At 65.7% G+C, this 24,770-nt stretch carries 25 protein-coding genes; 16 read left to right on the top strand and 9 right to left on the bottom strand.

Annotated features, from left to right (window positions below):
* Window positions 1-28: 28 nt before the first annotated feature.
* Both HMPREF3227_RS04585 and HMPREF3227_RS04580 read right to left on the bottom strand, forming a co-directional pair.
* Window positions 29-769, bottom strand: coding sequence for a DNA-3-methyladenine glycosylase I (locus HMPREF3227_RS04585; RefSeq protein WP_231732320.1), 741 nt, complete (start codon window positions 767-769; stop codon window positions 29-31).
* 51 nt (window positions 770-820) lie between these two features.
* On the bottom strand, window positions 821-1,297 hold the full coding sequence (locus HMPREF3227_RS04580) for a methylated-DNA--[protein]-cysteine S-methyltransferase (RefSeq protein ID WP_066510610.1): 477 nt from the start codon (window positions 1,295-1,297) through the stop codon (window positions 821-823).
* Window positions 1,298-1,340: 43 nt separating this feature from the next.
* On the opposite strand from HMPREF3227_RS04580, the gene HMPREF3227_RS04575 reads away from it, so the two are divergent.
* Both HMPREF3227_RS04575 and HMPREF3227_RS04570 read left to right on the top strand, forming a co-directional pair.
* Window positions 1,341-1,754 (top strand): DoxX family protein, encoded by a 414-nt coding sequence (locus HMPREF3227_RS04575; protein WP_066487980.1) that lies wholly within the window; start codon window positions 1,341-1,343, stop codon window positions 1,752-1,754.
* Window positions 1,741-2,433: a zf-HC2 domain-containing protein gene (locus HMPREF3227_RS04570; RefSeq protein WP_066487882.1), complete on the top strand. Its 693-nt coding sequence runs from the start codon at window positions 1,741-1,743 to the stop codon at window positions 2,431-2,433. Before HMPREF3227_RS04575 ends, HMPREF3227_RS04570 begins: the two co-directional genes overlap by 14 nt.
* Before the next feature lie 56 nt (window positions 2,434-2,489).
* Here HMPREF3227_RS04570 and HMPREF3227_RS04565 read toward each other — a convergent pair whose 3' ends face one another.
* A complete protein-coding gene (locus tag HMPREF3227_RS04565; protein WP_066487884.1) occupies window positions 2,490-4,094 on the bottom strand; it encodes a dolichyl-phosphate-mannose--protein mannosyltransferase in 1,605 nt (534 codons plus the stop codon).
* Between the two features lie 56 nt (window positions 4,095-4,150).
* Between HMPREF3227_RS04565 and rsmI the strand changes: the two genes are divergently transcribed.
* From rsmI to metG, 3 genes are all read left to right on the top strand, one after another.
* Entirely contained in the window at window positions 4,151-5,017 is an 867-nt protein-coding gene (gene rsmI / locus HMPREF3227_RS04560; RefSeq protein ID WP_066487886.1) for a 16S rRNA (cytidine(1402)-2'-O)-methyltransferase, read from the top strand.
* A 257-nt stretch (window positions 5,018-5,274) separates the two neighbouring features.
* Window positions 5,275-7,182 (top strand): BCCT family transporter, encoded by a 1,908-nt coding sequence (locus HMPREF3227_RS04555; RefSeq protein ID WP_082750261.1) that lies wholly within the window; start codon window positions 5,275-5,277, stop codon window positions 7,180-7,182.
* A gap of 120 nt (window positions 7,183-7,302) precedes the next feature.
* Window positions 7,303-9,150 carry a methionine--tRNA ligase gene (metG, locus tag HMPREF3227_RS04550; RefSeq protein WP_066487891.1) on the top strand — a complete coding sequence of 616 codons (1,848 nt, stop codon included), beginning with the start codon at window positions 7,303-7,305 and terminating at the stop codon, window positions 9,148-9,150.
* Window positions 9,151-9,232: 82 nt separating this feature from the next.
* On the opposite strand, the gene HMPREF3227_RS04545 is transcribed toward metG, so the two are convergent.
* Together HMPREF3227_RS04545 and HMPREF3227_RS04540 are read right to left on the bottom strand one after the other, a co-directional pair.
* Window positions 9,233-9,733: a GNAT family N-acetyltransferase gene (locus tag HMPREF3227_RS04545; RefSeq protein ID WP_066487894.1), complete on the bottom strand. Its 501-nt coding sequence runs from the start codon at window positions 9,731-9,733 to the stop codon at window positions 9,233-9,235.
* Between the two features lie 9 nt (window positions 9,734-9,742).
* A complete protein-coding gene (locus tag HMPREF3227_RS04540) occupies window positions 9,743-10,231 on the bottom strand; it encodes a GNAT family N-acetyltransferase (RefSeq protein WP_077210047.1) in 489 nt (162 codons plus the stop codon).
* A 26-nt stretch (window positions 10,232-10,257) separates the two neighbouring features.
* Between HMPREF3227_RS04540 and HMPREF3227_RS04535 the strand changes: the two genes are divergently transcribed.
* Window positions 10,258-11,085: a TatD family hydrolase gene (locus HMPREF3227_RS04535; RefSeq protein WP_066510606.1), complete on the top strand. Its 828-nt coding sequence runs from the start codon at window positions 10,258-10,260 to the stop codon at window positions 11,083-11,085.
* Here the strand turns inward: HMPREF3227_RS04535 and HMPREF3227_RS04530 are convergent.
* Window positions 11,075-11,788 carry a sulfite exporter TauE/SafE family protein gene (locus HMPREF3227_RS04530; protein WP_066487907.1) on the bottom strand — a complete coding sequence of 238 codons (714 nt, stop codon included), beginning with the start codon at window positions 11,786-11,788 and terminating at the stop codon, window positions 11,075-11,077. The genes HMPREF3227_RS04535 and HMPREF3227_RS04530 overlap by 11 nt on opposite strands.
* Window positions 11,789-12,157: 369 nt before the next feature.
* On the opposite strand from HMPREF3227_RS04530, the gene HMPREF3227_RS04525 reads away from it, so the two are divergent.
* From HMPREF3227_RS04525 to HMPREF3227_RS04515, 3 genes are all read left to right on the top strand, one after another.
* The gene (locus tag HMPREF3227_RS04525) at window positions 12,158-13,306 is read left to right on the top strand and encodes a resuscitation-promoting factor (protein WP_066510601.1); all 1,149 of its coding nucleotides are present in this window, start codon (window positions 12,158-12,160) and stop codon (window positions 13,304-13,306) included.
* A 63-nt stretch (window positions 13,307-13,369) separates the two neighbouring features.
* Entirely contained in the window at window positions 13,370-14,230 is an 861-nt protein-coding gene (gene rsmA, locus HMPREF3227_RS04520; RefSeq protein WP_066510598.1) for a 16S rRNA (adenine(1518)-N(6)/adenine(1519)-N(6))-dimethyltransferase RsmA, read from the top strand.
* Window positions 14,230-15,141 carry a 4-(cytidine 5'-diphospho)-2-C-methyl-D-erythritol kinase gene (locus HMPREF3227_RS04515; RefSeq protein ID WP_066510596.1) on the top strand — a complete coding sequence of 304 codons (912 nt, stop codon included), beginning with the start codon at window positions 14,230-14,232 and terminating at the stop codon, window positions 15,139-15,141. Before rsmA ends, HMPREF3227_RS04515 begins: the two co-directional genes overlap by 1 nt.
* Window positions 15,142-15,216: 75 nt before the next feature.
* Here HMPREF3227_RS04515 and HMPREF3227_RS04510 read toward each other — a convergent pair whose 3' ends face one another.
* Entirely contained in the window at window positions 15,217-16,521 is a 1,305-nt protein-coding gene (locus HMPREF3227_RS04510; protein WP_066510594.1) for an NHL repeat-containing protein, read from the bottom strand.
* Here HMPREF3227_RS04510 and HMPREF3227_RS13850 point away from each other — a divergent pair.
* The 6 genes from HMPREF3227_RS13850 to HMPREF3227_RS04490 all read left to right on the top strand — a co-directional run bounded on the left by HMPREF3227_RS13850 (window position 16,520) and on the right by HMPREF3227_RS04490 (window position 21,452).
* Window positions 16,520-16,645: a hypothetical protein gene (locus tag HMPREF3227_RS13850; RefSeq protein WP_255357123.1), complete on the top strand. Its 126-nt coding sequence runs from the start codon at window positions 16,520-16,522 to the stop codon at window positions 16,643-16,645. The genes HMPREF3227_RS04510 and HMPREF3227_RS13850 overlap by 2 nt on opposite strands.
* Entirely contained in the window at window positions 16,638-18,446 is a 1,809-nt protein-coding gene (gene abc-f, locus HMPREF3227_RS04505; RefSeq protein ID WP_066487932.1) for a ribosomal protection-like ABC-F family protein, read from the top strand. The genes HMPREF3227_RS13850 and abc-f overlap by 8 nt, the downstream gene beginning before the upstream one ends.
* Complete coding sequence (locus HMPREF3227_RS04500) at window positions 18,413-20,122, top strand: alpha/beta-hydrolase family protein (protein ID WP_066510590.1); 1,710 nt, start codon at window positions 18,413-18,415, stop codon at window positions 20,120-20,122. Before abc-f ends, HMPREF3227_RS04500 begins: the two co-directional genes overlap by 34 nt.
* A gap of 46 nt (window positions 20,123-20,168) precedes the next feature.
* Window positions 20,169-20,294 carry a hypothetical protein gene (locus tag HMPREF3227_RS13845; RefSeq protein ID WP_255356849.1) on the top strand — a complete coding sequence of 42 codons (126 nt, stop codon included), beginning with the start codon at window positions 20,169-20,171 and terminating at the stop codon, window positions 20,292-20,294.
* A 236-nt stretch (window positions 20,295-20,530) separates the two neighbouring features.
* A complete protein-coding gene (locus HMPREF3227_RS04495) occupies window positions 20,531-21,109 on the top strand; it encodes a hypothetical protein (protein WP_066487936.1) in 579 nt (192 codons plus the stop codon).
* Between the two features lie 19 nt (window positions 21,110-21,128).
* Window positions 21,129-21,452, top strand: a complete 324-nt coding sequence (locus tag HMPREF3227_RS04490) for a putative quinol monooxygenase (protein ID WP_066487938.1) — start codon at window positions 21,129-21,131, stop codon at window positions 21,450-21,452.
* Window positions 21,453-21,512: 60 nt separating this feature from the next.
* Here the strand turns inward: HMPREF3227_RS04490 and HMPREF3227_RS04485 are convergent, their stop codons facing one another.
* Window positions 21,513-22,562 carry a hypothetical protein gene (locus HMPREF3227_RS04485; protein ID WP_066510581.1) on the bottom strand — a complete coding sequence of 350 codons (1,050 nt, stop codon included), beginning with the start codon at window positions 22,560-22,562 and terminating at the stop codon, window positions 21,513-21,515.
* Window positions 22,563-22,817: 255 nt separating this feature from the next.
* Entirely contained in the window at window positions 22,818-23,609 is a 792-nt protein-coding gene (locus tag HMPREF3227_RS04480; RefSeq protein ID WP_066510578.1) for an HAD family hydrolase, read from the bottom strand.
* A 46-nt stretch (window positions 23,610-23,655) separates the two neighbouring features.
* On the opposite strand from HMPREF3227_RS04480, the gene HMPREF3227_RS04475 reads away from it, so the two are divergent.
* Window positions 23,656-24,660 (top strand): 3-hydroxyisobutyryl-CoA hydrolase, encoded by a 1,005-nt coding sequence (locus HMPREF3227_RS04475; protein ID WP_141628981.1) that lies wholly within the window; start codon window positions 23,656-23,658, stop codon window positions 24,658-24,660.
* Window positions 24,661-24,770: the final 110 nt, after the last annotated feature.

The following is a 24,770-nucleotide window of genomic DNA, read 5'->3' as shown; positions in this document are numbered from 1 at the left end:
TTGCAAGGAACGGGTAGCCCGCCAGAGACTAGAACTCCGGAACGTTCCAGAGTCCGGAGGTGCCGCGGCGGTGTGAGCCGAGCAGGTGCGTGTCGACCATGCCCACGGCCTCCATAAGCGCGAAGCACGTCGTGGGCCCGACGAAGGTGAAGCCGGCCTTCTTCAGTGCGCGAGCCATGGCGCGTGATTCGGTGGACGTGGACGGTACCTCATCCGCGGTGCGGGGAGCGGGAGTCTCGTTTGGGCGGAAGGACCACAGGAGGTCCGGGAGTCCGCCTTCTTCGCGCAGCGCCACGGTGGCGCGGGCGTTGGTGATCGCGGCCTCGATCTTGCGGCGGTTGCGGATGATGGCGGCATTATTCATGAGACGCTCGACGTCGTTCTCGTCGAAGGCGGCGACGGCGTCGGGGACGAAATCCGCAAAAGCTTTGCGGAAGGCGGGACGCTTGTGGAGGACCGTGGCCCACGACAGTCCGGACTGGAAGCCCTCGAGAACGAGGCGTTCGAAGAGTCCGCGCTCGTCGTAGACCGGCATGCCCCATTCCGTGTCGTAGTACTGCATGAGGACAGGATCCGTCGCCGCCCAGACGGGGCGGGCCAGGCCGTCGGTGCCCACGATGAGCGAGACCGGCGGCTCCGAGGCTGCGGTGGGAAAATCGGGCACGGGGTGGAGATGCGGACGGCGAGCGTCGGCGTCGGCGTCGCAGGCTGGGGCGTAAGCGGGGTCGAAGTCGGGGTGGTCGTTGTTGTGAGTCATGTAATCGTTCATGTTCCTATTGGACTGCGTATGACGCCAAAAAGTTCCCGGAACGGTGTCGGGTCAGCGCGCGGCGTGGGCGGACTCGTGTTCGAGGAGCCAGCGTTTGGCAGCGTCGCCGCCGAGGTAGTGGCCGAGCTGGCCGTCGGAGCGCACCACACGATGGCAGGGCACGACGATGGGGTACGGGTTGGTGCGGCAGGCCGTGCCGGCGGCACGGGAGGCGCGGGCGTTGCCGGCGGCATCGGCAAGCTGGGCGTAGGTGCGGCGCTCGCCGTAGGGGATATGGGAAAGGTGCGCCTGGCAGCTGGCGTGGAAGCCCGCGCGAGCGGGCGCGAGCGGTAAGTCGAAGTCCTGGCGGGTGCCAGCGAAGTATTCCTCGAGCTGACGGACGGCCTCCTCAAGAAGCGGCGTGCGGCAGCCCATGGCGCCTTTCGGCAAATACTCGTCGAAGCGGATATGGAGCAGGTGCTCCTCGTCCGCGATGAGCGTGAGCGAACCAATCGGGGTGTCGAGTTGCGTCCAGAACATCTGCGTCATGGGCACTCCTTTCGCGGCGGGGGTTACAGGTAGTCTAATCACCATGGATAAACCCGCCGTACGTGATGCCGCACTTCTTGTCTTTCGTGCCCTGCTGGGCGTCATCTTTGTCGCGCACGGTGTGGACAAGATGTTCTTTACCGGCATAGACGCAACGGCCGCGCTCTTTGGACAGTGGGGGATTATCCAGCCCACCCTGTCTGCGTGGCTCACGGCCATCATCGAGATGGTGTGCGGCGCGCTGCTCGTGGTCGGGCTGCTCACCACGGCTGCGGCGGGGGTGCTTGCTGTCGTTATGGCGCTTGCGGGCTACTTCGTGCATCTGAGTCAGGGGCTCTTTGCCACAGACGGTGGCTTTGAGTACCCACTGGTGTTGGTAGGGTCATTGCTGATGATTGTCGTCTTTGGCGCGGGCCGCGCCAGCCTGGATGGAGTGTTGAGCCGTGTTGAAGCATGAGGACGTGCAGGCGGCGATCTCCGCGCGCCTGGACGGCGAGGCCTACGCGCTGGAGGATGACGTCATTGACGCCCACCTCGCGGGCTGCCCCGAGTGCGCCGCCTACGCGGAGAAAGTCTCGACGCTCGCAGGATTCTTAGGTGAGTCGGTTTCGGACGGCATGTCGCCGCCGCAGGATCTTTCGGAGGTTATCCTCGCCGGCGTGGAACCGGAGTGGCGTGCCGTCTCCGCCGCGCGGCAGACGGGCCTGGCAGTAGGCCGCGTGCTCATGGCGCTCATGGGCGTCATCTTCGTCGCGTGGGCCATCGCCGTGGTGGGAAGTTCCTCCGGCGTGGCGCAATGGACGGATGGCGGCACGCTCGATCCAGGAGCCGACCCGGATAAGGCGCGCCTTCTCATCGAGGCCGCCGCCCTGCGCTTTGGCCTGGGCATGGGCTTATTCTACTGCGTGTGGCGCCCCGCGTCCGCGCCGGGCGTGCTGCCCATCGTGGGCACGATGTTCATGTTCCTGCTCGGTTTTGTGGTGCGCGACGTGGCGCTGGGCACACTGGATTCCAGCCAGGTATACGCGCTGCTCTCGCTGGCCGGGGCGATTGCCGCGTTGGTGACCACGTGGCTGGCAGACCGCGGCTATATGCTGCGCGCGCTGTGGAAGCAGGCGGCGGCACAGCCGGCGTAAAACGACTGTGGCCCGCGCTTACCGGAGGGTGGGCGCGGGCCGTAGTCGTTGAGGGCTTACTGCCAGCTGGGCAGCCACATGATCGAGTTGTAATACCAGTTCGGGATGGCGAAGCCATAGAGCAGGGGGCTGAAGACGGCGAAGAAAGCGACCACGGCGCACAGGTAGAGGAGGACGCCCGCGGTGCCCCAGCGCAGCGTGCCGCCGCCGAGGGCGTGGACAAAGCCGTTCTTCACGGGTTTGCCGGTGCCAGCTATCTGGCCCAGCGTGAGCGCCAGGAGGATGATGACGAAGGGGATAAACGTCGCGGCGTAGAAGAAGTACATCTGGCGGTCGAAGGAGGCGAGCCAAGGCAGGAAGGCCGCGGCGAAGCCGACGAGCGGCAGGAGGAAGCGGCGGTCGTGGCGGATCACGAGTGACCACAGGCCCCAGAGCAGGACGGGGATGGTGAGCCACCAGATAATCGGTGTGCCGAAGAGGAAGAGCATCTGCTTGCAGTCTTGGCCGCCCAGGCACGTGGTGTCCGTATTGGAGTAATAGAGGATGGGGCGTGCGGCAACGAGCCATGCCCACGGCTTGGAATCCCACGGATGGGAGTGGCCGGAGGACGAGGTCAGCGACGCGTGGAACTCGAGGACGGACTGGTGGTAGTAGAACCAGCCAGCGACGGGCTCCGGGAAATGCTGGAGGAAGGAGTCATCCGGGATGGTGCCGTCCACCTTGGCGTGGCGGTAGACGGAGGTCTCCGAGGCGAACCACGAGCGCCAGGACCACACGTAGACGAGCACCGGCACGAGCACGAGGGAGGCGAGCGCCGCGGGAGTATCGCGCACGAGCGTGCCCACCACGTAGCGGCGCACGCCGTAGCGGCGGCGCAGCGCGAGGTCCGTAAACACGCTGAGCAGGCCGAAGAACATGATGAAGTAGAGGCCAGACCACTTTACGGCCAGCGCCAGGCCGAGCGCGACGCCCGCGGCGAAGCGCCACCAACGGAAACCAAAGCGCGGGCCGAAGTCCGAGTCACCCATGCCGCCGGTGGCCCAGGCGGTGTGGAGGCGCATGCGCATCTGTTCGTGGTCGCGCGCGAGCAAGTAGGCGGCGAGGACGACGAAGAAGACCTGGAAGATATCGAGCATGCCGAACTTCGCGGTGACGAGCAAGACGCCGTCAAAGGCCGCGATGAGACCCGCGAAGGTCGCGACCTTCCACGAGCCGGAGAGGACGCGGGCCAGCTGCATGGTAAGGAGCACGACGCCCACGCCAAAGAGCGCTGCCATGAGTCGCCAGCCCAGCGGCGTGTAGCCAAAGACCATCTCAGACAACGCGGTGATCTGCTTAGCGAGCGGCGGGTGGACGACCAGGCCATAGGCCGGGTTCGACTCGATGCCGCCGATGAGCAGGTTGTCCCAGCTGCGCACCATGTCGTACGCCTGTGGGACGTAGTGCTTCTCGTCGAAGACGGGGGTGCCGCCAGAGACGGGGGCGGTGAGCCCAGCGAAGCGGGTGACGAGCGCCAAAAACGCTATGACGAGCGTCGAGTACGTGTCCGCCCGCGTCCACGGATAACGCCGGGGCGCAGGGATATCGCGCACCGCGTGCGCGCCGTAGAGACGCGAGCGGCGGGTGTGCGAGGAAGACTTCGAAACGGTAGCGGTACTCACAGTCTTAAGAGTCTAGGGGACACACGCCTGAGGGTGGGGCTATAGGCTGGGGAGATATGAGCGCGAATTTCACTTTCCCGAACCTTGAACCGCTGCCCCGCGGGGTTGTCCTTGCCGCCACGCCGTTGGGCAATATCGGGGACGCGTCCGCGCGGCTGATGCAGGCGCTTGCCCAGGCAGACGTCATCGCGGCTGAGGACACGCGCCGCACACGCAATCTCGCCGCGGCGCTCGGCGTGGAGATGACCGGCCAGGTCGTCTCCAACTTCGACCACAACGAGGCCGAGCGTGCCGCCGAGCTTATCGATGCCGCCCGCCGCGGCACCGTACTCGTCGTCACGGACGCCGGTATGCCGCTCGTCTCCGATCCCGGCCATTCCATCGTCGCCGCCGCGGCGGAGGCTGGTGTTCCGGTGACCTGCTTGCCTGGGCCCTCAGCCGCGCCCACGGCCCTCGCCCTGTCCGGTCTTGGTGTCGGGCATTTCATCTTCGACGCCTTTGCCCCGCGCAAGCAGGGCGCGCGCCGGGCCTGGCTCGAGTCCCTGCGCACGGAGCCGCGCGCCGTCGTCTTCTTCGAGTCTCCGCACCGCCTCGCCGACACGCTTGCCGATGCCGCCTCCATCCTCGGGCCCGAGCGTCGCGCCGCCGTGTGTCGCGAGCTCACCAAGACCTACGAGGAGGTCAAGCGCGGCACGCTGGGCGAGCTCGCCGAGTGGGCCGTCGACCATGCGCGCGGCGAAATCACTGTCGTGCTCGATGGGGGAGGGCCCGAAGAAGTGAGCCTGGACGACCTCGTCGCACGCGTTACCGAGCTCGTCGCCGATGGGGTGCGCGCGAAGGACGCGTGCAAGCAGGCCGCGGCGGGCACCGCGGTGAGCAACCGCGAGCTCTATGATGCCTACCTCGCCAGCCGCGAAGGCTAGGCCTGTGGTGGCCACTAGCGACCTCGCGCGCGCCACGATAGAAGAGGAATCCATAATCTGGCTCACAGTTTTGGGGATTGTTGCATAATCGTTATAGGTCCACGTCGCCCTTGTCCCATAAGTGCAGGTCGCGCCGAGGAGCCTGCCTTAAATTCATGGTACAAATCCTGTAATTTTCCTGGGAAAATGCGATTGGTGCAGGTCATGGCCGTGGTTTTTATTTGAAGTGTGTGCGAATTTGGCACACCCTGGTTCCTATGACTAATCGAGAGAACGAAACGAACCAGGGGGCTAGTTCCGCCGCATCTCGCGCGTCTGATGCGACGGGCGCTAGCGAGGCTGACACGCCGAACGATGCAATCTACCAAGGTCCTCTCGCAGCGGGAGACGTGCAAACGCTGCGCGAGGAGTCCCAGGCCTACGAAACGGTCGACGACAAGCTGGAGGCGCAGTCGGCGACGAGCCAGCTGCAGAATATGCTCGTCGAGTCTGACTTTGACCCGAATCAGGTGCCAGAGCAGCCCCGCGAGCTTGCCTCGGAGGCGAAGAATACGCCCATCGATTGGGGCATCGTCGGCATTGCGGGCGTGCTCGTCGCTGCCGTGGTGCTCTGGGGTCTGCTCGCCCCGGACAGCTTTGGCAATTTCGCGTCGAATGGCCTGAACTTCGTCGTGGGCGACTTCGGCTGGGCCTTCGTCCTCTTTGGCACCGTGTTTGTCATCTTCGTCGTCTGCATCGCATTTTCGAAGTTTGGCTCCATTAAACTCGGCGCGATCGACGAAGAGCCAGAATTCTCCACGCCCTCGTGGATTGCCATGATGTTCGCCGCCGGTATGGGCATTGGTCTGATGTTCTACGGCGCGTCCGAGCCGCTCAATTACTACAAGAACGGCGTGCCCGGCCATAACCCGAGCGAGGTTGGCTCGTCCATGGCGCACGCGCTGTTCCACTGGACCCTGCACCCGTGGGCCGTCTATGCCATCGTCGGTCTCGCCGTCGCCTACTCGACCTTCCGCATGGGTCGCAAGCAGCTCATCAGTCAGGCCTTCGTGCCGCTCATCGGCCAGAAGAGGGCCGACGGCTGGCTCGGTCGCGTCATCGATATCCTGTCCATCTTCGCGACGGTCTTCGGTACCGCCGCCTCGCTGGGTCTCGGCGCCATCCAGATTCGTGCCGGCCTGCAGGCCTCTGGCCTCATTGATAACCCGACGAACTCCGTCGTCATCGGCATCGTCCTCGTCCTCACCCTCGCCTTCCTGCTCTCGGCTATGTCCGGCGTGGGCAAGGGCATCCAGTACGTCTCCAACGCCAATATGGCACTCGCCGCGCTGCTCGCCATCTTCGTGTTCATCCTGGGCCCGACGGTGTCCATCCTCAACCTCATCCCGGGCTCCGTGGGCAACTACCTCCAGTATTTCACCGAGATGATCGGCCGCACCGCCGAGTCCAATAACGGCGAGGCCGCCGAGTGGCTGTCCTCGTGGACCATCTTTTACTGGTCCTGGTGGGTCTCCTGGTCGCCGTTTGTGGGCATGTTCCTGGCGCGCGTCTCCCGCGGCCGCTCCGTCCGCGAATTCTGCACCGGCGTGCTGCTCGTCCCCACCGGCGTGTCTGTGGTGTGGTTCGCCATCTTCGGCGGCACCGCCATCCACCTCGAGCAGCAGGGCAACTCGATCTCCGGCGAGTCCTCCGAGGTCGAGCTGTTCAACCTGCTCCACACCATGCCGGGCGGCTTCATCGCCGGTATCGTCGCCGTGATCCTGCTCGCGACGTTCTTCATCACCTCGGCCGACTCTGCCTCGACCGTTATGGGTTCCATGTCGCAGAACGGCGCGACGGACGCCAAGCCGTGGCTGTCTGCCGCCTGGGGTGCGCTCACCGCCGCAGTGGGTCTCACGCTGCTGCTGTCGAACCCGGACTCCCTGTCCAACCTGCAGTCGATCACCATCGTCGTTGCCTCGCCATTCCTGCTCGTCGTCATCGGCCTCATGTTCGCCATCTACCGTGACTTGAGCACTGACGTCATCTACCTCGAGTACCGCGAGTCGCAGGCCTTCCAGCGCAAGCTCGCCCGCGAGCGCCGTCTCCACCGCGAGTACCAGCGCGCCGAGGCCCTCAAGGCCCGCCGCAACGAGCTGCTGCACCTGGGCCGCAAGAAGAAGTAGCTTCTTAAGGCTCCTCGCACGACCCCGTTCTCCCGCCCCACCTGGCCGCGGCGAGCGGGGTCGACGCGTTTTTCGGACGCGACGCGAAATACCTGCAGCCGGCGCGATAGAGTAGTGGGCATGACTGAACCTAAAGACCATGTTGTAGTCAACGTCGCCTGGCCGTACGCCAACGGCCCGCGCCATATCGGCCACGTTGCTGGCTTCGGCGTCCCCTCGGACGTCTTCGCGCGCTACCAGCGAATGCGCGGCGCGAACGTGCTCATGGTCTCCGGAACCGACGAACACGGCACCCCGCTTCTCGTCCAGGCGGACAAGGAAGGCGTGCACGTGCGCGACCTCGCGGACCGCTACAACCGGCAGATCGTCGAGGACCTTGCCGGTCTGGGCCTGTCCTACGATCTCTTCACGCGCACGGCGACGCGTAACCACTACTCCGTGGTTCAGGAGCTGTTCAAGGGCCTGTACAACAACGGCTACATGCTCAAGGAAACGACGCAAGGCGCCATCTCGCCGTCTACTGGCCGCACCCTGCCGGACCGCTACATCGAGGGTACGTGCCCCATCTGTGGCGCTACGGACGCCCGCGGCGACCAGTGCGATAACTGCGGCAACCAGCTCGATCCCGTCGACCTTATCAACCCGGTCTCCAAGATCAACGGCGAGACGCCACAGTTCATTGAGACCGAGCACTTCCTGCTCGACCTGCCCGCCGTCAAGGACGCGCTTGAGGCATGGCTGAAGACCCGCGAGGACTGGCGCCCGAACGTCCTCAAGTTCTCCCTCAACCTGCTCGGCGACATGCGCCCGCGCACGATGACGCGCGACATCGACTGGGGCATCCCGATCCCGGTCGAGGGCTGGCAGGACAACAACGCGAAGAAGCTCTACGTGTGGTTCGACGCCGTCGTGGGCTACCTCTCAGCCTCTATTGAGTGGGCCTACCGCACCGGCAACCCGGACGCGTGGAAGGACTTCTGGCAGAACCCGAACGCCCGCCATTACTACTTCATGGGCAAGGACAACATCACCTTCCACTCCCAGATCTGGCCAGCCGAGCTCCTCGGCTACGCCGGCAAGGGCTCCAAGGGCGGCGAGTCGGGCGTATTCGGCGAGCTGGATCTGCCCACCGAGGTCGTCTCGTCTGAGTACCTCACCATGTCTGGCTCCAAGTTCTCCTCGTCCAAGGGCGTGGTCATCTACGTCAAGGACTTCCTCAAGGAGTTCGGCCCGGATCCGCTGCGCTACTTCATTGCGGTCGCCGGCCCGGAGAACAACGACACGGACTTCACGTGGGACGAATTCGTCCGCCGCATCAACAACGAGCTCGCCAACGGTTGGGGCAATCTTGTCAACCGCACCGTCTCGATGGCGCACAAGAACTTCGGCGAGGTCCCCGTCCCCGCGGCGCTCGAGCCCGCGGACGAGAAGATCCTGAAGCTCGCCGAGGACACTTTTGCCACCGCTGGCGAGGCACTGAGCCATTCGCGATTCAAGCAAGCCATGACCGCCATCATGCACGTCGTCGGCGAGGCCAACGCGTATATCGCAGAGATGGAGCCGTGGAAGCTCGCCAAGGATGAGACCCAGCGCGAGCGCCTGGCCACCGTCCTGTGGACCGCGCTCCAGGTCGTCTCCGACTGCAACGTCATGCTCACCCCGTTCCTGCCGTTTACCGCGCAGAAGGTCCACGAGACCCTCGGTCGCACCGGCGTCTGGGCCGCCGCGCCGGAGGTCCGCGAAGTCACCGACGATCAGCCCGTCGAGCTCGTGGGTGTGGGCCTGCCGCCGGAGGGCCACCCGTACCCTGTCATCACGGGCGACTACACGGCGCAGCAGGCCGTGTGGAAGCGCGTTGACGTTAAGCCGGGCACCGTGCTGGAGAAGCCGAAGCCGCTCATCGCGAAGCTTGACCCGGAGCTGGGCGAGACCGGCCCGGAGTGGGCGCCGGTCCAGAAGCAGGACTAAAAGTGAACTAGGCGAAGGGCACCAGTCGAGATTGTTCTCGGCTGGTGCCCTTCTTCTGGTCTACTTCTGCGCGCCGGAAGCATTAGGAACGGTCGAAGTCGCGCTGCAGGTGCACCAGCCCCAGCCGTTTGTCGCCCTTGGTGTGGATATTGGGCATGCGGCCGGTCTCCTCGAAGCCGAACTTCATGTGCAGCGCGATGGACCCGTAGTTCTCATCCACGATGTAGGTAATCATCGTGCGCACGTAGTCGTTGCCCTCCGCGTGCTCCATGAGAGCCTCCATGAGCGCAGAACCCACGCCCTTGCCCTGGGCCTCCGGCGCGATGTAGATGGAGTCTTCTGCCGTGCCGTAGTAGATGGCGGGAGTGACGAACTGGAAGTACGCCGCCCAGCCGAGGACCTCGCCGTCCTCCTCGGCGACGAAGACGGGGTAGCCCTGCGCCTCGAGGTCTTTCAACCAGTTCTCGCGGTCTTCGACGGATTCCTGCCACGTCACGAGATTGAGCGCCGGCTGTGCTGACGCCCAGTTGTAGATGGCGGAGAGGGAGGGGGCATCGGCAAGCTGGGCTGGGCGGATGAGCATGGGGACTCCTTAGAGGATGAGCTGGAGGGTGTGGAGGTCAAGCCAGGCGTCGAACTTGCGGGTGACTTCGCGCAGAGTGCCGGTGAGGACGAAACCGAACTTCTCATGTAAGGCTACCGAGGTTGCGTTGTTGGTAGTAATCCGTGCCAACAAGGTATGCACGCGCTCGTCGGCGCGAGCGGCCTCGATAAGCGACCCGAGGAGCGCCGTGCCCACCCCGCGTCCGTGCGCGGCGGGGGAGACGTAGATGGTGTCCTCATGGGCCCCAATCCAGATGGCGGGGTCGCCGAAAGGCTTGTAGTACGCAAAGCCGAGGACCTCGCCGTCCTCCTCGGCGACGAGCTGCGTGCCCGTGGCCGCGACGTGGTCGAAGAGTTCCTCGCGCTCCGCGATGCTTGCGGGGAACGCGCGGAAGATGGCGTCCGTCTCTGCGATGGCCCAGTTGAGGATCTCCGTCATCGCCGGGACGTCGGCGCGGGTGGCAACACGAATCTGCATGGTGGTTAAGACTACGCTGGGGGACCATGTCCAAGAAGAAGCCCCGCCCCACGCCCGTTCCCGTCCCCGGCCTCACCGGTCTCTTCGACGCGCATACGCACCTCTACTCGCATAAGGATGCCGACGCGGACCTCGTCGCCCGCGCCGCTTCCGCGGGCGTTGCGCGCATGGTCACGGTGGGTGATGACCTCGCCGAGTCCCGCGAGGCTCTCGCCACGGCCCAGTCCTTCGATAACGTCTGGGCCGCCTGCGCCGTCCACCCCGTGCGCGCCGCGGAGCTTTCCGATGCCGCCCGCTCCGAACTCGCCGCTTTGGTCGCCGACCCGAAGTGCGTGGCCGTGGGGGAGACCGGACTCGATAAGTATTGGATTGAGCACGCGCCGGAGACGACCGCTTCTTTAGAGGTCCAAGAGGAGGCGCTGCGCTGGCACGCGCAGCTGGCGGCGGACGCGGGCAAGACGCTCATGATCCACAACCGCGAGGCCGACGCCGATGTGATGCGTATCCTCGACGACTGCCCTTCTTCGCCCCACGTGATGCTCCACTGTTTCTCCTCGCCGCTGTCTGTGGCGCGCGAGGCGCTCGACCGCGGGTATGTGCTGTCTTTTGCGGGCAACGTGACGTTCAAGCGCAACGAGGAACTGCGCGCCGCCGCTGCCCTGGCACCGGCGGGCCAGCTGCTCATCGAAACCGACGCGCCCTACATGACGCCGGAGCCTTTCCGCGGCCGGCGTAACGAGCCGTCGCTTATCGGCCACACGTGGCAGTGCGTCGCCGACGTGCGCGGCGTGTCTGTAGACCAGCTTGCCGAGGAACTCAACGCGACGTTCGACGCGGTGTTCCTTAAGCGATAATCGACTGCGCGATGAGCGCGATCGCGGCCGTCACGGCGACGACGAGGACGATCCGGTTGAGCATGACCGTGTCGATAAACCGGTTGAGGCGCCGCGCGACGAAAAGCCCCGCGAAAGCCACCGGGAGGTAGGCCAGCGCCGTGGTGAGCTGCAGCTGCGAAATCTGGCCCGCGGTGCCCAGCGTGACAAGCGAGATGATGCAGCCGATGACGAACGTGCCCGAGAGCGTGCCGCGCACGCGTGCTGGGTCAAAGTCTTTGAGGATGAGCGCCATGGGCGGACCACCGATGGACGTCGAGGTGCCCAGGAATCCGGAGGCCACGCCCGCGGCCAGAGTGTTGGGCGTGTTGTGCTTGGGCGTCCAGCCCAAACCGGAGAGCGTCATGGCCAGCAGCACGGCGCAACCAATGACGATGCCCAGCCCGCGGTGGGAGAGCGCCGCCACCGCCCACGCGCCCAGCAGTGAGCCGGGCACGCGCGCCGCGCTCGAGAGCGCCACGATGCGCCACGCGATGGCCGCGCGGTGCTGCCACGCTGTCACCGACGCGATACACAGCGCGAGCACGAGGATGACAGCGGGGACGAGCTCCGGGGCGACCATCGCGATGATCGGCGTGGCAATCGTTCCCAGTCCAAAGCCGATGGTGCCCTGGCAGAGGGTGCCGACGAAGATGAGGACTCCCAACGCGATGTAGACGGTCATGCCCCCGCGGCTCCCTTCTTCTGTCCTGACACGGCGACCCGTCCACTCTAAACCCCGCCGCGCTGTAACTTTTCCGTGGCCCACGCTCTCGTGCGCATGCCCCGCAGCCATGGAAAGTGATCGGACTCACATGCGTATTAGTGCAGGTCAACCGATCTGCCTGTGGTGCGTGTGACAGGCGAGCTGAGCGTTTCCGGTGTGGCGAAACCCATATCGACTGCTCCGTGCTGTTACCGTATTGTTATTCATCGTTCGCCTGAGCGTCATACGTTGCGCGCGCCGCGTCCCTGCGGTGCCGTTCGACTCCCAGGCCGCGGCAGGGTCAAGATGTGGCTCGCTGCTCACAATAAAAGAGACGAAGAGAGATACATGTCTACCTCGAATCAGATCAAGCGTATTAACAACACTCGCTCCATGCCGCTGCGTCTGGCCACCGGCGGCGTGCTGGGCACCCTCGCCGTCGGCGGCGTCGTCGCAGCCACCGCGCACAAGGACATCACCGTGGACGTCAACGGTGAGACCATGCAGCTCGCGACTTTCTCCACCGACGTCAAGGGCGCCCTCGAGGCCGCCGGCGTGCAGGTCGGCGCGGATGACTTCGTCTCCGCCAACCCGGATGACGTCCTCACCTCCGGCGAGACCATCACAGTCCGCACCTCCAAGCCCGTCGCCGTGACCGTCGACGGTGTGGAAAAGCAGCTCTCTTCCACCGCGCTTACCGTCCAGGACCTCCTGGGCGACATGGGCGATATCGCGCCGGGCGCAGCCGTTAAGGCCGCTGGCGTGGATACGGACGGCGATGCCACCGTCACCGACGGCATGAAGCTCGAGGTCGTCTCCCCGAAGATCATCCAGGTCAACGACGGCGGCAAGGTCACCTACACCTCCATCGCCGCGAAGACTGTGCGCGACGTCATCGAGGCCCGCGGTATCGACGTCGACGAGGACGACCGCGTCACCCCGTCCATGGACACCCCGGTCACCGAGGGCATGACCATCAAGGTTGACCAAGTCTCCACTACGGATTACGACGCTACCGAGTCCTTCGACGCCGAGCCGAACTACGTCGACGACCCGGAGCTCGAGCGGGGCACCGAAGAGGTCCGCGTCGAGGGCACCCCGGGCGAGCGCACCGTAACCCGCCGCCTCATCATGGTCAACGGCGCCAAGGAGTCCAACGAGATTATCAACTCCAAGGAGACCCGCCCGGCCACTCCGGCCACCATCGCGCGCGGCACCAAGGAGCCCTCGGCCGCCCCGGCCGTGGCCGACGGCTCCGTGTGGGACACCCTCGCGCAGTGCGAGTCCACCGGCAACTGGTCCATCAACACGGGCAACGGCTTCTCCGGCGGCCTCCAGTTCACGGATTCCACGTGGCAGGCCTTCGGCGGCGGCGAGTACGCCTCCCAGGCCTGGCAGGCTTCCCGCGAGCAGCAGATTGCTGTCGCCCAGAAGGTTCAGGCAGCACAAGGCTGGGGCGCCTGGCCTGCTTGCACCGCCAAGCTCGGCATCGGCTAAAATTTCCCGCAAGCCCGCACCTCGGTGCGGGCTTTGCGCATTCTTGCGGCTACCCTAGAAGACATGACTGAAGCGAAAGCGGCCCTGCTCGGCCCCGTGGAAATCCGTGAGCTCGCGGCGCGTCTCGACGTGACTCCCACCAAGAAGCTGGGGCAGAACTTCCTCCACGACCCGAACACCATCCGGCGCATCGTCGCCGCCGCGGACCTCGACCGTAGCGACCGCGTCGTCGAGGTCGGCCCCGGCCTGGGCTCGCTTACCCTCGGCCTCCTCGAGGCCGTCGACGAGGTCACCGCCGTCGAAATCGATCCGCGCCTCGCCGCGCAGCTTCCGCACACCGTCGCCGAGCGCGCCCCCGAGCTCGCCGGCAACCTGAAGCTCGTCGAAAAAGACGCCCTCCGCGTCACCGCTTCAGATGTGGGCGAGCCCACCGCGCTCGTCGCTAACCTGCCGTACAACGTGTCGGTCCCCGTCTTGCTGCATTTCCTCGAGACGTTCCCCTCCCTCCGCCGCGTCCTCGTCATGGTCCAGCTCGAGGTCGCCGAGCGCCTCGCCGCCCAGCCCGGCTCCAAGGTCTACGGCGTGCCCTCTGTCAAGGCCGCCTTCTACGGCCCCGTCCGCCAAGCTGGCACGATTGGCAAGAACGTCTTCTGGCCCGCGCCCAATATCGAGTCCGGCCTCGTGCGCATCGATTGCTTTGCCGATGCCCCCTGGCCCATCACCGACGCCTCCCGCAAGGCCGTCTTCCCGCTTGTCGATGCCGCCTTCGCTCAACGCCGCAAGACCCTCCGCGCCGCGCTCTCCGGCCACTACGGCTCCGGCGCCGCCGCCGAGGAAGCCCTCGTCGCCGCGGGCATCGATCCCACGCTGCGCGGCGAGAAACTCGGCGTCGCCGACTTCGTGCGCCTGGCAGGTGTCGCATAATGGGCCAGATTTTTCGCGCCCGCGCGCATTCCAAGGTCAACCTCCACCTCGGCGTCGCCCAGGTCCGCGGCGACGGCTACCACGAACTCTCCACGGTCTTCCAGTCGCTCGACATCCACGACGACCTCACTCTCGAGCTGCTCGACGACCCCACCGCCGCGCCCATCACCCTCACGGTTGACGGCCCCTACGCCGCAGGCGTGCCCACGGACTCCTCCAACCTGGTGTGGCGCGCTGTCGAACTCGTCGCGCGCCGTCACCCGCCCGTCTCGCTGCACGTGCACAAGGGCATTCCCGCCGCGGGTGGAATGGCCGGCGGGTCTGCCGATGCCGCCGCAGCCCTCCGCCTTGCCAACGCCGCCTTCGCCGCGGGGCTCAGCGACGACGAGCTTATGAAACTCGCCGCCCAGCTCGGCTCCGACGTCCCCTTCACGCTCATGGGCGGCACGGCACTCGGCACCGGCCGCGGCGAGGAACTCGTACCCATGATGGCGCGCGGTAGCTACACCTGGGCGATCATCACCAACCGCGAGGGCCTGTCCACGCCCGTCGTCTTCGACAAAATGGACGAGCTGCGTGCGAAGAACCGCGTCGGCGATCCGCGCATGGATACCACCGCCGTAGGCCAAGCTCTCATCAGCGGCGATCCGCAGCAGCTCGCCCGCACGCTCGCTAACGACCTCCAGTCCGCCGCTCTCTCCCTGCGCCCTGACCTACGGAAGATTCTCGAATCCGGCGAGAACGCCGGCGCCCTCGCCGGCATCGTCTCCGGCTCCGGCCCCACGTGCGCGTTCCTCTGCGAGGATGACGCCCAAGCACACAACGTCATCGCCGAGGTCACCGCGGACAACCCGGGCACCCGCGGCCACATCGGCCACGCGCCCGCGCCTGGCGCCGAGCTCCTCGACTAATCCCGCGGTGTCGATGCCGTCCCGAATACGCCGAACGGCCCGCGCACTGAGCGCGGGCCGCAGGACGGGGACTGTTTAGAGCACAGCCATCTCGGTCGGGGTGATGTCGAGCTCGTGGCGGTCGACAACCTCGCCCTTGTAGAGGTCGATGACAACCAGCTCGTCCTTGTTGGCGTCGGTGATAAAAGCGTAGCCGTCCTCAGACTTGAGGATCGGTCCAGGAAGCTGCCACTCTTCCTTTTCCTTCCACTCGGAGATGGCGTCGATCTTCTTCGTCACCTCGCCGGTCTCCGGGTCGATGATGTTGAGCTTGCCGTCGTAGGTCAGCACGAGCGCCTCGCCGAGCGGGCCGCGAGCCAGGGAGCGGAACCAGTAGGAAGAACCGAGGTCGACCTTCTTAGCGGAGTAGTCGTCGGTGTTGATGAGGGAGACCGACTCTGGACGCTCGAACTCGGCGTCCTTCTCCGTCTTGTTGTCGGCCAGGATGATGGGGGACTCCTCAGAACCGGCGGAGTTGCCGGAGCGCTGGTAGCCGTCCTTGCCTGCGTAGGAGGATACGTCGATCTTGTGGAACGCCTTGCCGTCGAAGACAACGGGGCCGTCCTCGCAGCCGAAGAAGAGCTTGCCGTTGCCAGCGGTGGCCTCGCCGTGAACGCCCGGGCACTCGGTGGTCTCGGTGAGCACCTTGCCGTCCTTGTCCAGGTGCTGGATGGTATGGCGCTCGTCCTCGGTGCCCTTCGTCATGACGATGGAGCCGTCCTCGAGCGGGACCGCGACGCCGTGGTGGGCCTCACCAGACTCGAAGGTCGCGACCGGCTCGCCGCCGGTGCCGACCTCGGAGGTCTTGTAGACCTTGGCGACGCCGTCGCCGTCGGAGAATAGTGCGGTGAAACCGTCGTGGTGGACAACGTGGCCAGCGTGCGGTGCCTCGATGTCGACGTCCGTGAGCTTCGGGTCCGCGGTGTAGTAGTGGTTGTGGTCGCCGTGCGGCTTCTTAATGAGGCCGGAATCGTACGAGAGGAACTTGTCGCCCTGGGTGACCATGGCGTAGCGGCCGTCGCCAGCGTTGGACAGGCGCAGGAAGCCCGGGACCTCGTCTTCGCCGATGACCTCGCCGGTCTTCGGGTCGTAGGTCTTCAGGCCGCCGTCGTAGGAGATGACGACGCGGTTGGGCAGCTGTGCGACCTCGAGCTGGCCTTCCTCGGCTTCCATGCCGTCGTGCGAGTGGTCGTGGCCTTCGTGGCCTTCCTCGCCCTCGTGATCGTGCTCGGCGGCTGAGGTCGAGTCAGCGGAATCGGAAGAGTCGGGGCTAGAGCAGCCCGTGAGGATGAGTGCCGTAGCGCCCAAGGCTGCCAGGGGAGTCAACAGAGTTTTCTTCATGGTTTTTAAGACTATTGCTCCTGAAATTCATGTGCAATATGAAAATGTGTTGAAAACACTGTGTGCAGGGGTGCCCGACGGCGCGCGGCCCGCGCCAATTAAGATGGTGAAGCGATATGGCTAACCTCATTAACCTCGAACAAGTCTCCAAGTCCTTCGGCCTGAAAACGCTTCTCGATGGCGTCTCTCTCGGCGTGCAGACGGGGGACCGCATCGGCATCGTCGGCGTCAACGGTGGCGGCAAGACCACGCTGCTCGAGGTCCTCACCGGCATCGAACCCGCGGACTCCGGCCGCGTTTCCCAGACGAAAGATCTGCGCATGGCCGTCGTGACTCAGCGCTTCGAACTGGACGACAACCTCACCATCGGCCAATGCGTCGTTGAGCCGCTCGGCCTCGAGGTCTTCGAGTGGGCCTCGAACGCCAAGGTCCGCGACGTCTTGGGCGGCCTCGGCATCGTCGACCTCGGCCTTGAAACGCCCGTGGGCCAGCTCTCCGGCGGTGAGCGCCGACGTGTTAATCTCGCCGCCGCGCTCGTCCAGGACCTTGACCTCGTCGTCCTCGATGAGCCCACCAACCACCTCGACGTCGAAGGCGTCCAGTGGCTCGCCGAGCACTTGCTCTCGCGCAAGATTGCCCTCGTCGTCGTCACTCACGACCGCTGGTTCCTCGACACCGTCGCCACCACGACGTGGGAGGTCCACGACGGCCAGGTCGACGCCTACGAGGGCGGCTACAACGACTGGATCTTCGCCCGCACCGAGCGCGCCCGCCAGGCTGACGCTATGGAGCAGCGCCGCCAGAACCTCGCCCGCAAGGAGCTCGCGTGGCTGCGACGCGGTGCCCCTGCCCGTACCTCGAAGCCGCGCTACCGCATCGAGGCCGCCGAAGCACTCATCGCTGACGTCCCCGCGCCCCGCAACAAGGTCGAGCTCATGGCCTTCTCTAAGCAGCGCCAAGGCCGCGTCGTCATTGAGCTCGAGGACGCCACCGTCGCCACCCCAGATGGCCGCGTCCTTGTCGACCACCTCACGTGGCGCCTCGCGCCGGGCGAGCGCATCGGCCTCGTCGGTGTCAACGGTTCCGGCAAGACCACGCTTCTACGCGCGCTGGCCGGCGAGCACGAACTCACCGCCGGCAAGCGCATCGAAGGCCAGACCGTCCGCCTGGGCTGGCTGCGCCAGGAACTCGACGATCTTGACCCGTCCCGCCGGCTTATCGACGCCGTCGAGGACGTCGCCACCTACGTCCGCCTGGGCAAGAAGGAAATCTCCGCCTCCCAGCTCGCCGAACGCCTAGGCTTTAGCCCCAAGCGCCAGCGCACGCCCGTGGGCGACCTCTCCGGTGGCGAGCGCCGCCGCCTCCAGCTCACGCGCGTGCTCATGGCCGAGCCCAACGTCCTCCTCCTCGACGAGCCCACCAACGACCTCGACATCGATACCCTCCAGGAGCTCGAGTCCCTCCTCGACGGCTGGCCCGGCACCCTCGTCGTTATCTCGCACGACCGCTACCTCATCGAGCGCATCGCCGACAACACGTACGCCCTCTTCGGTGACGGCAAGCTCACCAACCTCCCCGGCGGCATTGACGAGTATCTCAAGCGCCGCGCCGCGCTCGAGGCCCAAGAAAACTCCGGCGTACTCAACCTCGGCACCCAGCTTTCCGATGCCCCCACTTCTGCCGCCCCGAAGCGTCTCAGCTCCCAAGAGGAGCGCGAGCTGACTAAGAAGATGAATGCGCTCGAGCGCAAGATGGGCAAGCTCGACCAGCAGACTGAGAAGCTCAACGAGAAGATGGCCGCGGCCGCCGAGGCCGTGGACACCGAAGCGCTCACGAAGCTCGACGCCGAGCTCAAGGACGTCGCCGCCCAGCGTGAGGAATTGGAGATGGAATGGCTCGAACTCGGCGAGCAGCTCGAGGGCTAGCGCGGCTTTTCCGCACGCTCGACCTCTGGGGCGCCGTCGTCGCGCTCGTCTTCTTCGTCCTCACGCTTACCCCCTCGTTGCTGCCGCGCACGTGGTTCTACCAGGGGATCATCGGCGGTTGGGCCGCGGGCATCGGCTACCTCGTGGGCCTCGCCTTGCGCTGGGTCTACCGCCGCTACTTGCACCGGCTGCACCCGCTCGCGAACCCCGACACCTGGCCGCCGCGCGTCGCGCGGTGGGTGGCCCGCTGCGTCATCGCCGTGGGCGCCCTCTGGGCGTTGGTCATGGTGTGGTGGTCGCACCGCTGGCAGGTCACGCTTGCTGACCTCGCGGAGCAAACCCGCCCGAGCTACCTCGACGTCGTGCTCGTTCTCCCGCTCGCGATCGCCTCGTTCACCGTCTACCTGCTTATCATCCGCTTTCTCGTCTGGGCCGCCGATACCGCCCAGGCCATCGGCCCACGCCGCGTGCGGCCCCGCGTCCGCAGCGTCTCCGCCTGGGTGCTCGTCCTGCTCGCCTGGTTTTGGTTCGTCTCCAACGCCGTGCCTGGTGCCATCGTCGGTCTCGGCGAGAAATTTTTTACCGAGCAGAATAAGGATCCGGACCCGGCTGTCACGGCGCCCACGGCGCCGGAGCGCTCTGGCTCGCCTGACTCCGCCGTGGACTTTGGAGGGGTGGGCTTTTATGGCTCCCGCTTCGTCGCGGGAGGGGCATCGGCAAGCGAGCTGACAGCGGCGACGGGCAAGCCGGCCAAGGAGCCCATCCGCGTCTACGCCGGGCTTGGCAACGCGGCGGACACGGCCGAGCGCGCGGACCTGCTCATCTCCGAGCTCGAGCGCACCCACGCCCACGACCGCAAGGCCCTGCTTTTCCTCATGACGACGGGTACCGGCTGGGTCTCCGACTACGCGACGCAGAGCTTCGAGCTGCTCTACGGCGGCGATACCGCCATCGCCGCCGGACAATACTCCGCGATGCCCTCCGCCCTGCACTTCCTGGCGGGCGGCGACCAAGTCCGCGCAGCCGGCCAAGAACTGCTCGGGCCGCTCATTACGTGGTGGAACGAGCTGCCCGAAGACCATCGGCCGAAGCTCTACCTCTACGGTGAGTCGCTGGGCACCACCGGCGTCGAGGCCGCGTTCTCCGGCCTGCGCGACGTCGTCAACTCCGTGGATGGCATCCTGCTCACCGGCCCGCCGCATTTCAATCCGCTGCGTACGCAGTTTGTCACGCGCCGCGACCCCGGCTCGACGGAGACGGCGCCGGTCTACGCGGACGGCCTCGTGGTCCGCTTCGCCAACGACGAGGAACACGTGCGCCAGTGGGCGACCACGCGCGACCCAGGTTGGGGCCCGGCCCGCATGCTCTACGTCCAACACACCTCGGACCCTGTCGCGTGGTGGTCTTTTGACATGATTCTCCGTGAACCGGACTGGCTGAGCGAGCCTGCCCCGCCGGGCCATGAGCGCGAGATGACGTGGATGCCCTTCGTCAGCTTCCTCCAAGTGAGCGCGGACCTGCCCGTCGCGGCGCAGGCTCCCATCGGCTACGGCCATAATTACGGCGACTCGGTGCTCGCCGGATTCGCCGCCATCGGCGACGTCGACCTCACTCCCGCGCGGCTTACGGAGCTGGAGAACCAGCTCGTGTCTATCCGTGGCGATAACCCCAAATAGCGCCGGAGGTTATCCCGCGACCTCGGGCTTTCTCGGCCGGGTATTCGTGCGGTCCCTCGTCGCGGAGCACGGCGGCGACGCGGAGAACATGTGGGGCAGCGTCCTCAACGGCGCGGCCCTGCGCGAGACGCCCCTCTTCGTGGGCAACTCGCTGGGCGTCCCCGTTCGGTGACGACTTCAATGACAACTGGTTCGGCCAAGTCGGCCTGGAAATCCTGTCGAATATCGTCAGCAACTACTTCGTGTGCCACGCGCTGGCCGCGCACTCCTACGTCAATGTCGCGATCGAACTCTACGCCGGCTGGGAGTCCACTCGGCCCCGCCCTGGGGGTGGATTAACGTCACGAAGTGATAAACATCGGGGGTTCGCCTTTCCCAGGCGCGCGTGGCTGTGGCACGGTGGAGTGTATGACTTTGAAGCGTTCCACGTTCGTAGCCGTCTCCGCCGCCGCGGTGCTCAGCCTTGCTGGCACCGGCGTCGCCTCCGCCGCTCCGGCGCTGCCCGCCGGCTCCTCCCTTCCCACAGTTGAGCAGCTGTCCTCGCAGGTACCGCGCGTCGAGCTGCCTAACGAGGCCTATGACCTCGCCGATCAGTTCGGCGTTCAGCTCCCGGAGTTCCTCGCCCGTCCGGGCGTGTCGAACGCTGAGCTCAACCGCGTCTCCACCGACGTGACCGCCGCGACCGCCGCGCACCTGCGCAAGCAGGGCCACAAGGACGACACGAACGCTCAGAAGATCGCCCAGGAGTGGGCGAACCAGGCCAAGGACGGCAAGGTGAAATTCGAGGGTAACGCGGGCGACGGCACGACGCACCTGAACGAGGGCTCCGGCAACGTCTACAAGCTCACCCTCCAGGAGGCCAAGGACCGCCTCGCATGGCTCCAGCGCGATGTCCCGGTGCAGAAGTCTCCCAACGCGAAACCCTTCGGTGTAGCATCGGCGACCGACGGCGAGTTCGTGTACCTCGCCGAATACTTCTTTAACTAACGCGCCCTAAGGAGCTCCCATGATCCTCATTAACGTTTCTTTCCACGTCAAGCCGGAGTACAAGGACACCTTCCTCGACGAGGTGCAGTGGTACACGGATGCGTGCAACGCCGAGCCCGGCTGCCTGTTCTTCAAGTGGTACACCGACCCGCAAGATGACCAGCGCTTCTTCCTCATTGAAGGCTACGCTGACGGCACGGATGTCGACCACGTCAACACCGAGCACTTCAAGCGCAGCTGTGAGGAAATGCCCAAGTACCTGCTCGAGACCCCGGACATCATCAACACCAAGATCCCGGGCAAGACCGAGTGGGACAAGATGGCCGAATACAAGGCCGAGTAGCCCACCGCACCCCACGCCCGCGTCCGTCCCGGACGTGGGCGTTTCGCGTTTGAGCACGCGCTACGGCCGGAAGAACGCCTGGGAGTCCGGGAGATCCCACTTGGCATGCGTGCCCACGCGGATATCCACCTCGACGCCCTCCAAGCCTTCTGCAGTAAGGCGGCTTGTGAGGTTGAAAATGCTCCGCCCCACGGTCCGGTCGTCGATGACGAGGCACGTCCGGCAGATGTCCTCCAGCGTGCCCGCGATGAACGTAAAGAGCGTCTCGATGTCTTCATCGGGAACCTCGACCACCGAGTCCCGCGGAGTCCACACCATGATGTGCGCCTCCTGCGAAATGAGGTAGCGCTTGACGCTCTTCTTTAGCGTGCTGACGTTACGCTCGCGCGCGACCTCTTTGATAAGCGAGTCGATGACCTTCACCGAGTCGAGCATGAGCTCGACAGCGCTGCGGGATTCACCCAGGTAGTCGAGCGTCGAGCCGTACGTGTCATCCCACGCGCCTTCCAACGCGAGCCGGTAGATGTAGTCTTCCGCATCGGGGAAGTAGGCCAGCGGCGAGTCGGGGAGAGCGATGCGGTGCAGCTCGCCCGTCGCGGGCAGCGCGCCGGCGCACAAGCCGCCGATGCGCACCCCCTGCGCCGTCACCCGCACCTTCGGCGTCTCCTCCGTGCCGGGAGAAGGGTGCGATGATGGCGGCGCGAAGGTCACGCGTAGCGAGCTGAAGAGGTATTTCTCCGTGGTCCACTGCAGGTGGCGGTGGCCGCGTAGGCGCAGGTGTTCGCTCACGATGGACCGCACATCGCGGCTGAGCACACGCAGTAGTTCGACGGCATCGGCGCGGTGCGCGTCCGGGCACTCGACCGTGAAGGCGAGCTGTGCGCCGCGCTCGGCGATATAGCCAGCGATTTCCTCATCGTTGGCGCCGAGCAACGCGAATTCCTCGACGATGGCTCCCACGCACTCGTCGATGGCGCGCAGCGCCGCGTGGCGCACGCTCCGGTAGGGAGCCGTGCTGGGGAGCAGACGATTGAAACGGCGGTCCAGGTCGGCCAGAGCGACGGCGCCGCGGGGATTATTAGGCAGATAGGTATACGTAGACGAAGACAAGGGGGAATTCGCTTTCTTCCTCGCGCGCCGTAGGGAGGCGTGCAGTGAGGATCCGATGGGGTGGGCAGGGGCAGGCAAACGACGCAGCACGAAGCCGGTCGCGTGATCTCAGATACATGCAACCCCATTGCGGGCACGGGCGCGATCACGGCCACTCATGCACCCCATCGGGAAGGGGAGGACGCTCAACGCCGTTCTGGTCCAGCGTGAGGCGATGGTGCCCAGTATAGCGCCCCGCCCTCACCCGTGCCGCGGTTAAGCTCCGAGCCACTCCTCGAGCACCGTGAGCACGCCGTACTCCGTATTCGGCGGCGCAATCCGATCCGCGATCTCTTTGAGTCGGGGGTGCGCGTTCTCCATCGCCACGGCATACCCGGCTGCCTCCAACAACTCGTAGTCGTTGAGGAAGTCTCCGAACGCTGCGGTGTCTGCGACCGCAACACCGGTGGCATCGGCAAGCTGGCGCAAGCCCGCTCCCTTGTTGCCGTCAGGCGACATGATGTCGAGCCAGACCTGGCCCGACACCGCGACGCCCAGGTGACCCACCGTGCTCGCGAAGGTGGGGTAGAGGTGCTTCTCCGAGCCCCGGCCGCAGAACACGGCGACCTTGATGACGGGGTCCGTGACCGCGCGCAGGTCCTTGATGTACGTCACCGACTTGTAGTATTTCTCCAGCTCCGCCTGAGCCGCCTCGTCGAGAGAAGCTGGCACCACGTAGGCGGTCTCCGGCGTGCACAGCAGCAGCGTGTGCGCCACGGTAAGCGTGTCCGCTGCGTCGAGAATCTCCGCGACATCCGCGGGCGCAATCTCCGTCGTGGAGACCACCTGGCCCTTGTGCATGATGACCGTGCCATTCTCCGCGAGGAACGTGTCGCGGTCTGGGAACATTGCGCGCAGCGTCGCGAGCTGGCGGCCTGACGCTGGCGCGAGAATCATCCCCGCGGCCTCCGCGCGCGCCGCGACCTCCGGCCAGCGCGGCGGCAACGCCCCCGAACCGTCGAGCAGAGTGCCGTCCATGTCTAACGCGACGAGCCGGGGAGTGCGCATGAAGAAATCCTCGCAAACAAAGTAGTGATGTGAAACACTGGCTTACATGACTGTGACTAATGAACACGACGCGCCAGTGTTGCTTTCCGTTCGCCACCGTACCGGACTCATCGAACTCAACCGGCCTAAGGCCCTCAATTCGCTCAATCCTGAGATGATCGACATCATCACGAAGGCCCTGCGTATGTGGGGTCCGGACGACGATATCGATCAGGTCGTGGTCTTTTCCTCACACCCCAAGGCCTTCTGCGCCGGCGGCGACGTCCGCCACGCCCGTTCCGAGGTCCTCGAGGGCGGCGACCCGGATTCCTTCTTCGCGGCCGAGTACGCTCTGAACGCCGCGCTCTCCGAGTTCCCCAAGCCATACATTGCGGTCCTCGACGGCGTCGCGATGGGCGGCGGCCTGGGCATTTCGCTCCATGGCTCGCACCGCATCGTCACCGATAAGGCGTTTGCGTCTATGCCGGAGATGGCCATCGGCTACGTCACGGACGTGGGCGTGCCGTACATGTCCCAGCGCACCATGTCGCCGGCGCTCGCGAAGTTTTGGGGTGTGACCGGCTACCGCATGTACGCCGCGGACCTCCTCTACACCGGTCTTGCGACCGGCTATACCGAGGATCCTGCCGCCTTTATCGAAGACGTCGTCGCTCACGGCATCTCGTCTGCCCAGCTTTCCGATGCCGCCGCCCGCGGCCCCGCACCCCTCGCCGCCCTTGCTCCCGCCATCGAGGAGGCCTTTGCCCATTCGACGTGGCCAGAGATCCTCGCCGCCTGCACGCCGGAGCTGCGTGAGATTGTCGACGAGCTCACCGCGGCGGCGAGCCCCACGTCTATCGTCGCGGCGCTCGAGCTTTATGACTTCGAGTCCCGCGCCGCCGATATCCGCGAGGCGCTCGCCGCGGAGCTGCGCCTGGGCATGCACCTTATCCGCCGGCCGGACTTCGCCGAGGGTGTGCGCGCCGTGCTCGTGGACAAGACGAAGGACGCCGCGTTTAACCCTGCGACCGTGGAGGACGTCGACGTCGCAGCTCTCCGCGCGCAGCTTTAGGTCTACCCCGGTCGGCTACCCCTGTTCGACAAATGTATTTGTCGAACAGTTGCCGGGGTCCTGCGGCGTCTTTAATCTCCGTGGCATGACCGTCTCGATCTTCGATGCTC

Origin of the sequence: Corynebacterium sp. CMW7794, from assembly GCF_001563605.1 — a bacterium.
GTDB lineage: Bacteria > Actinomycetota > Actinomycetes > Mycobacteriales > Mycobacteriaceae > Corynebacterium > Corynebacterium phoceense.
The sequence above is the reverse complement of the archived record's forward strand: the minus strand, read 5'-3'. Positions and strand labels throughout refer to the sequence as shown.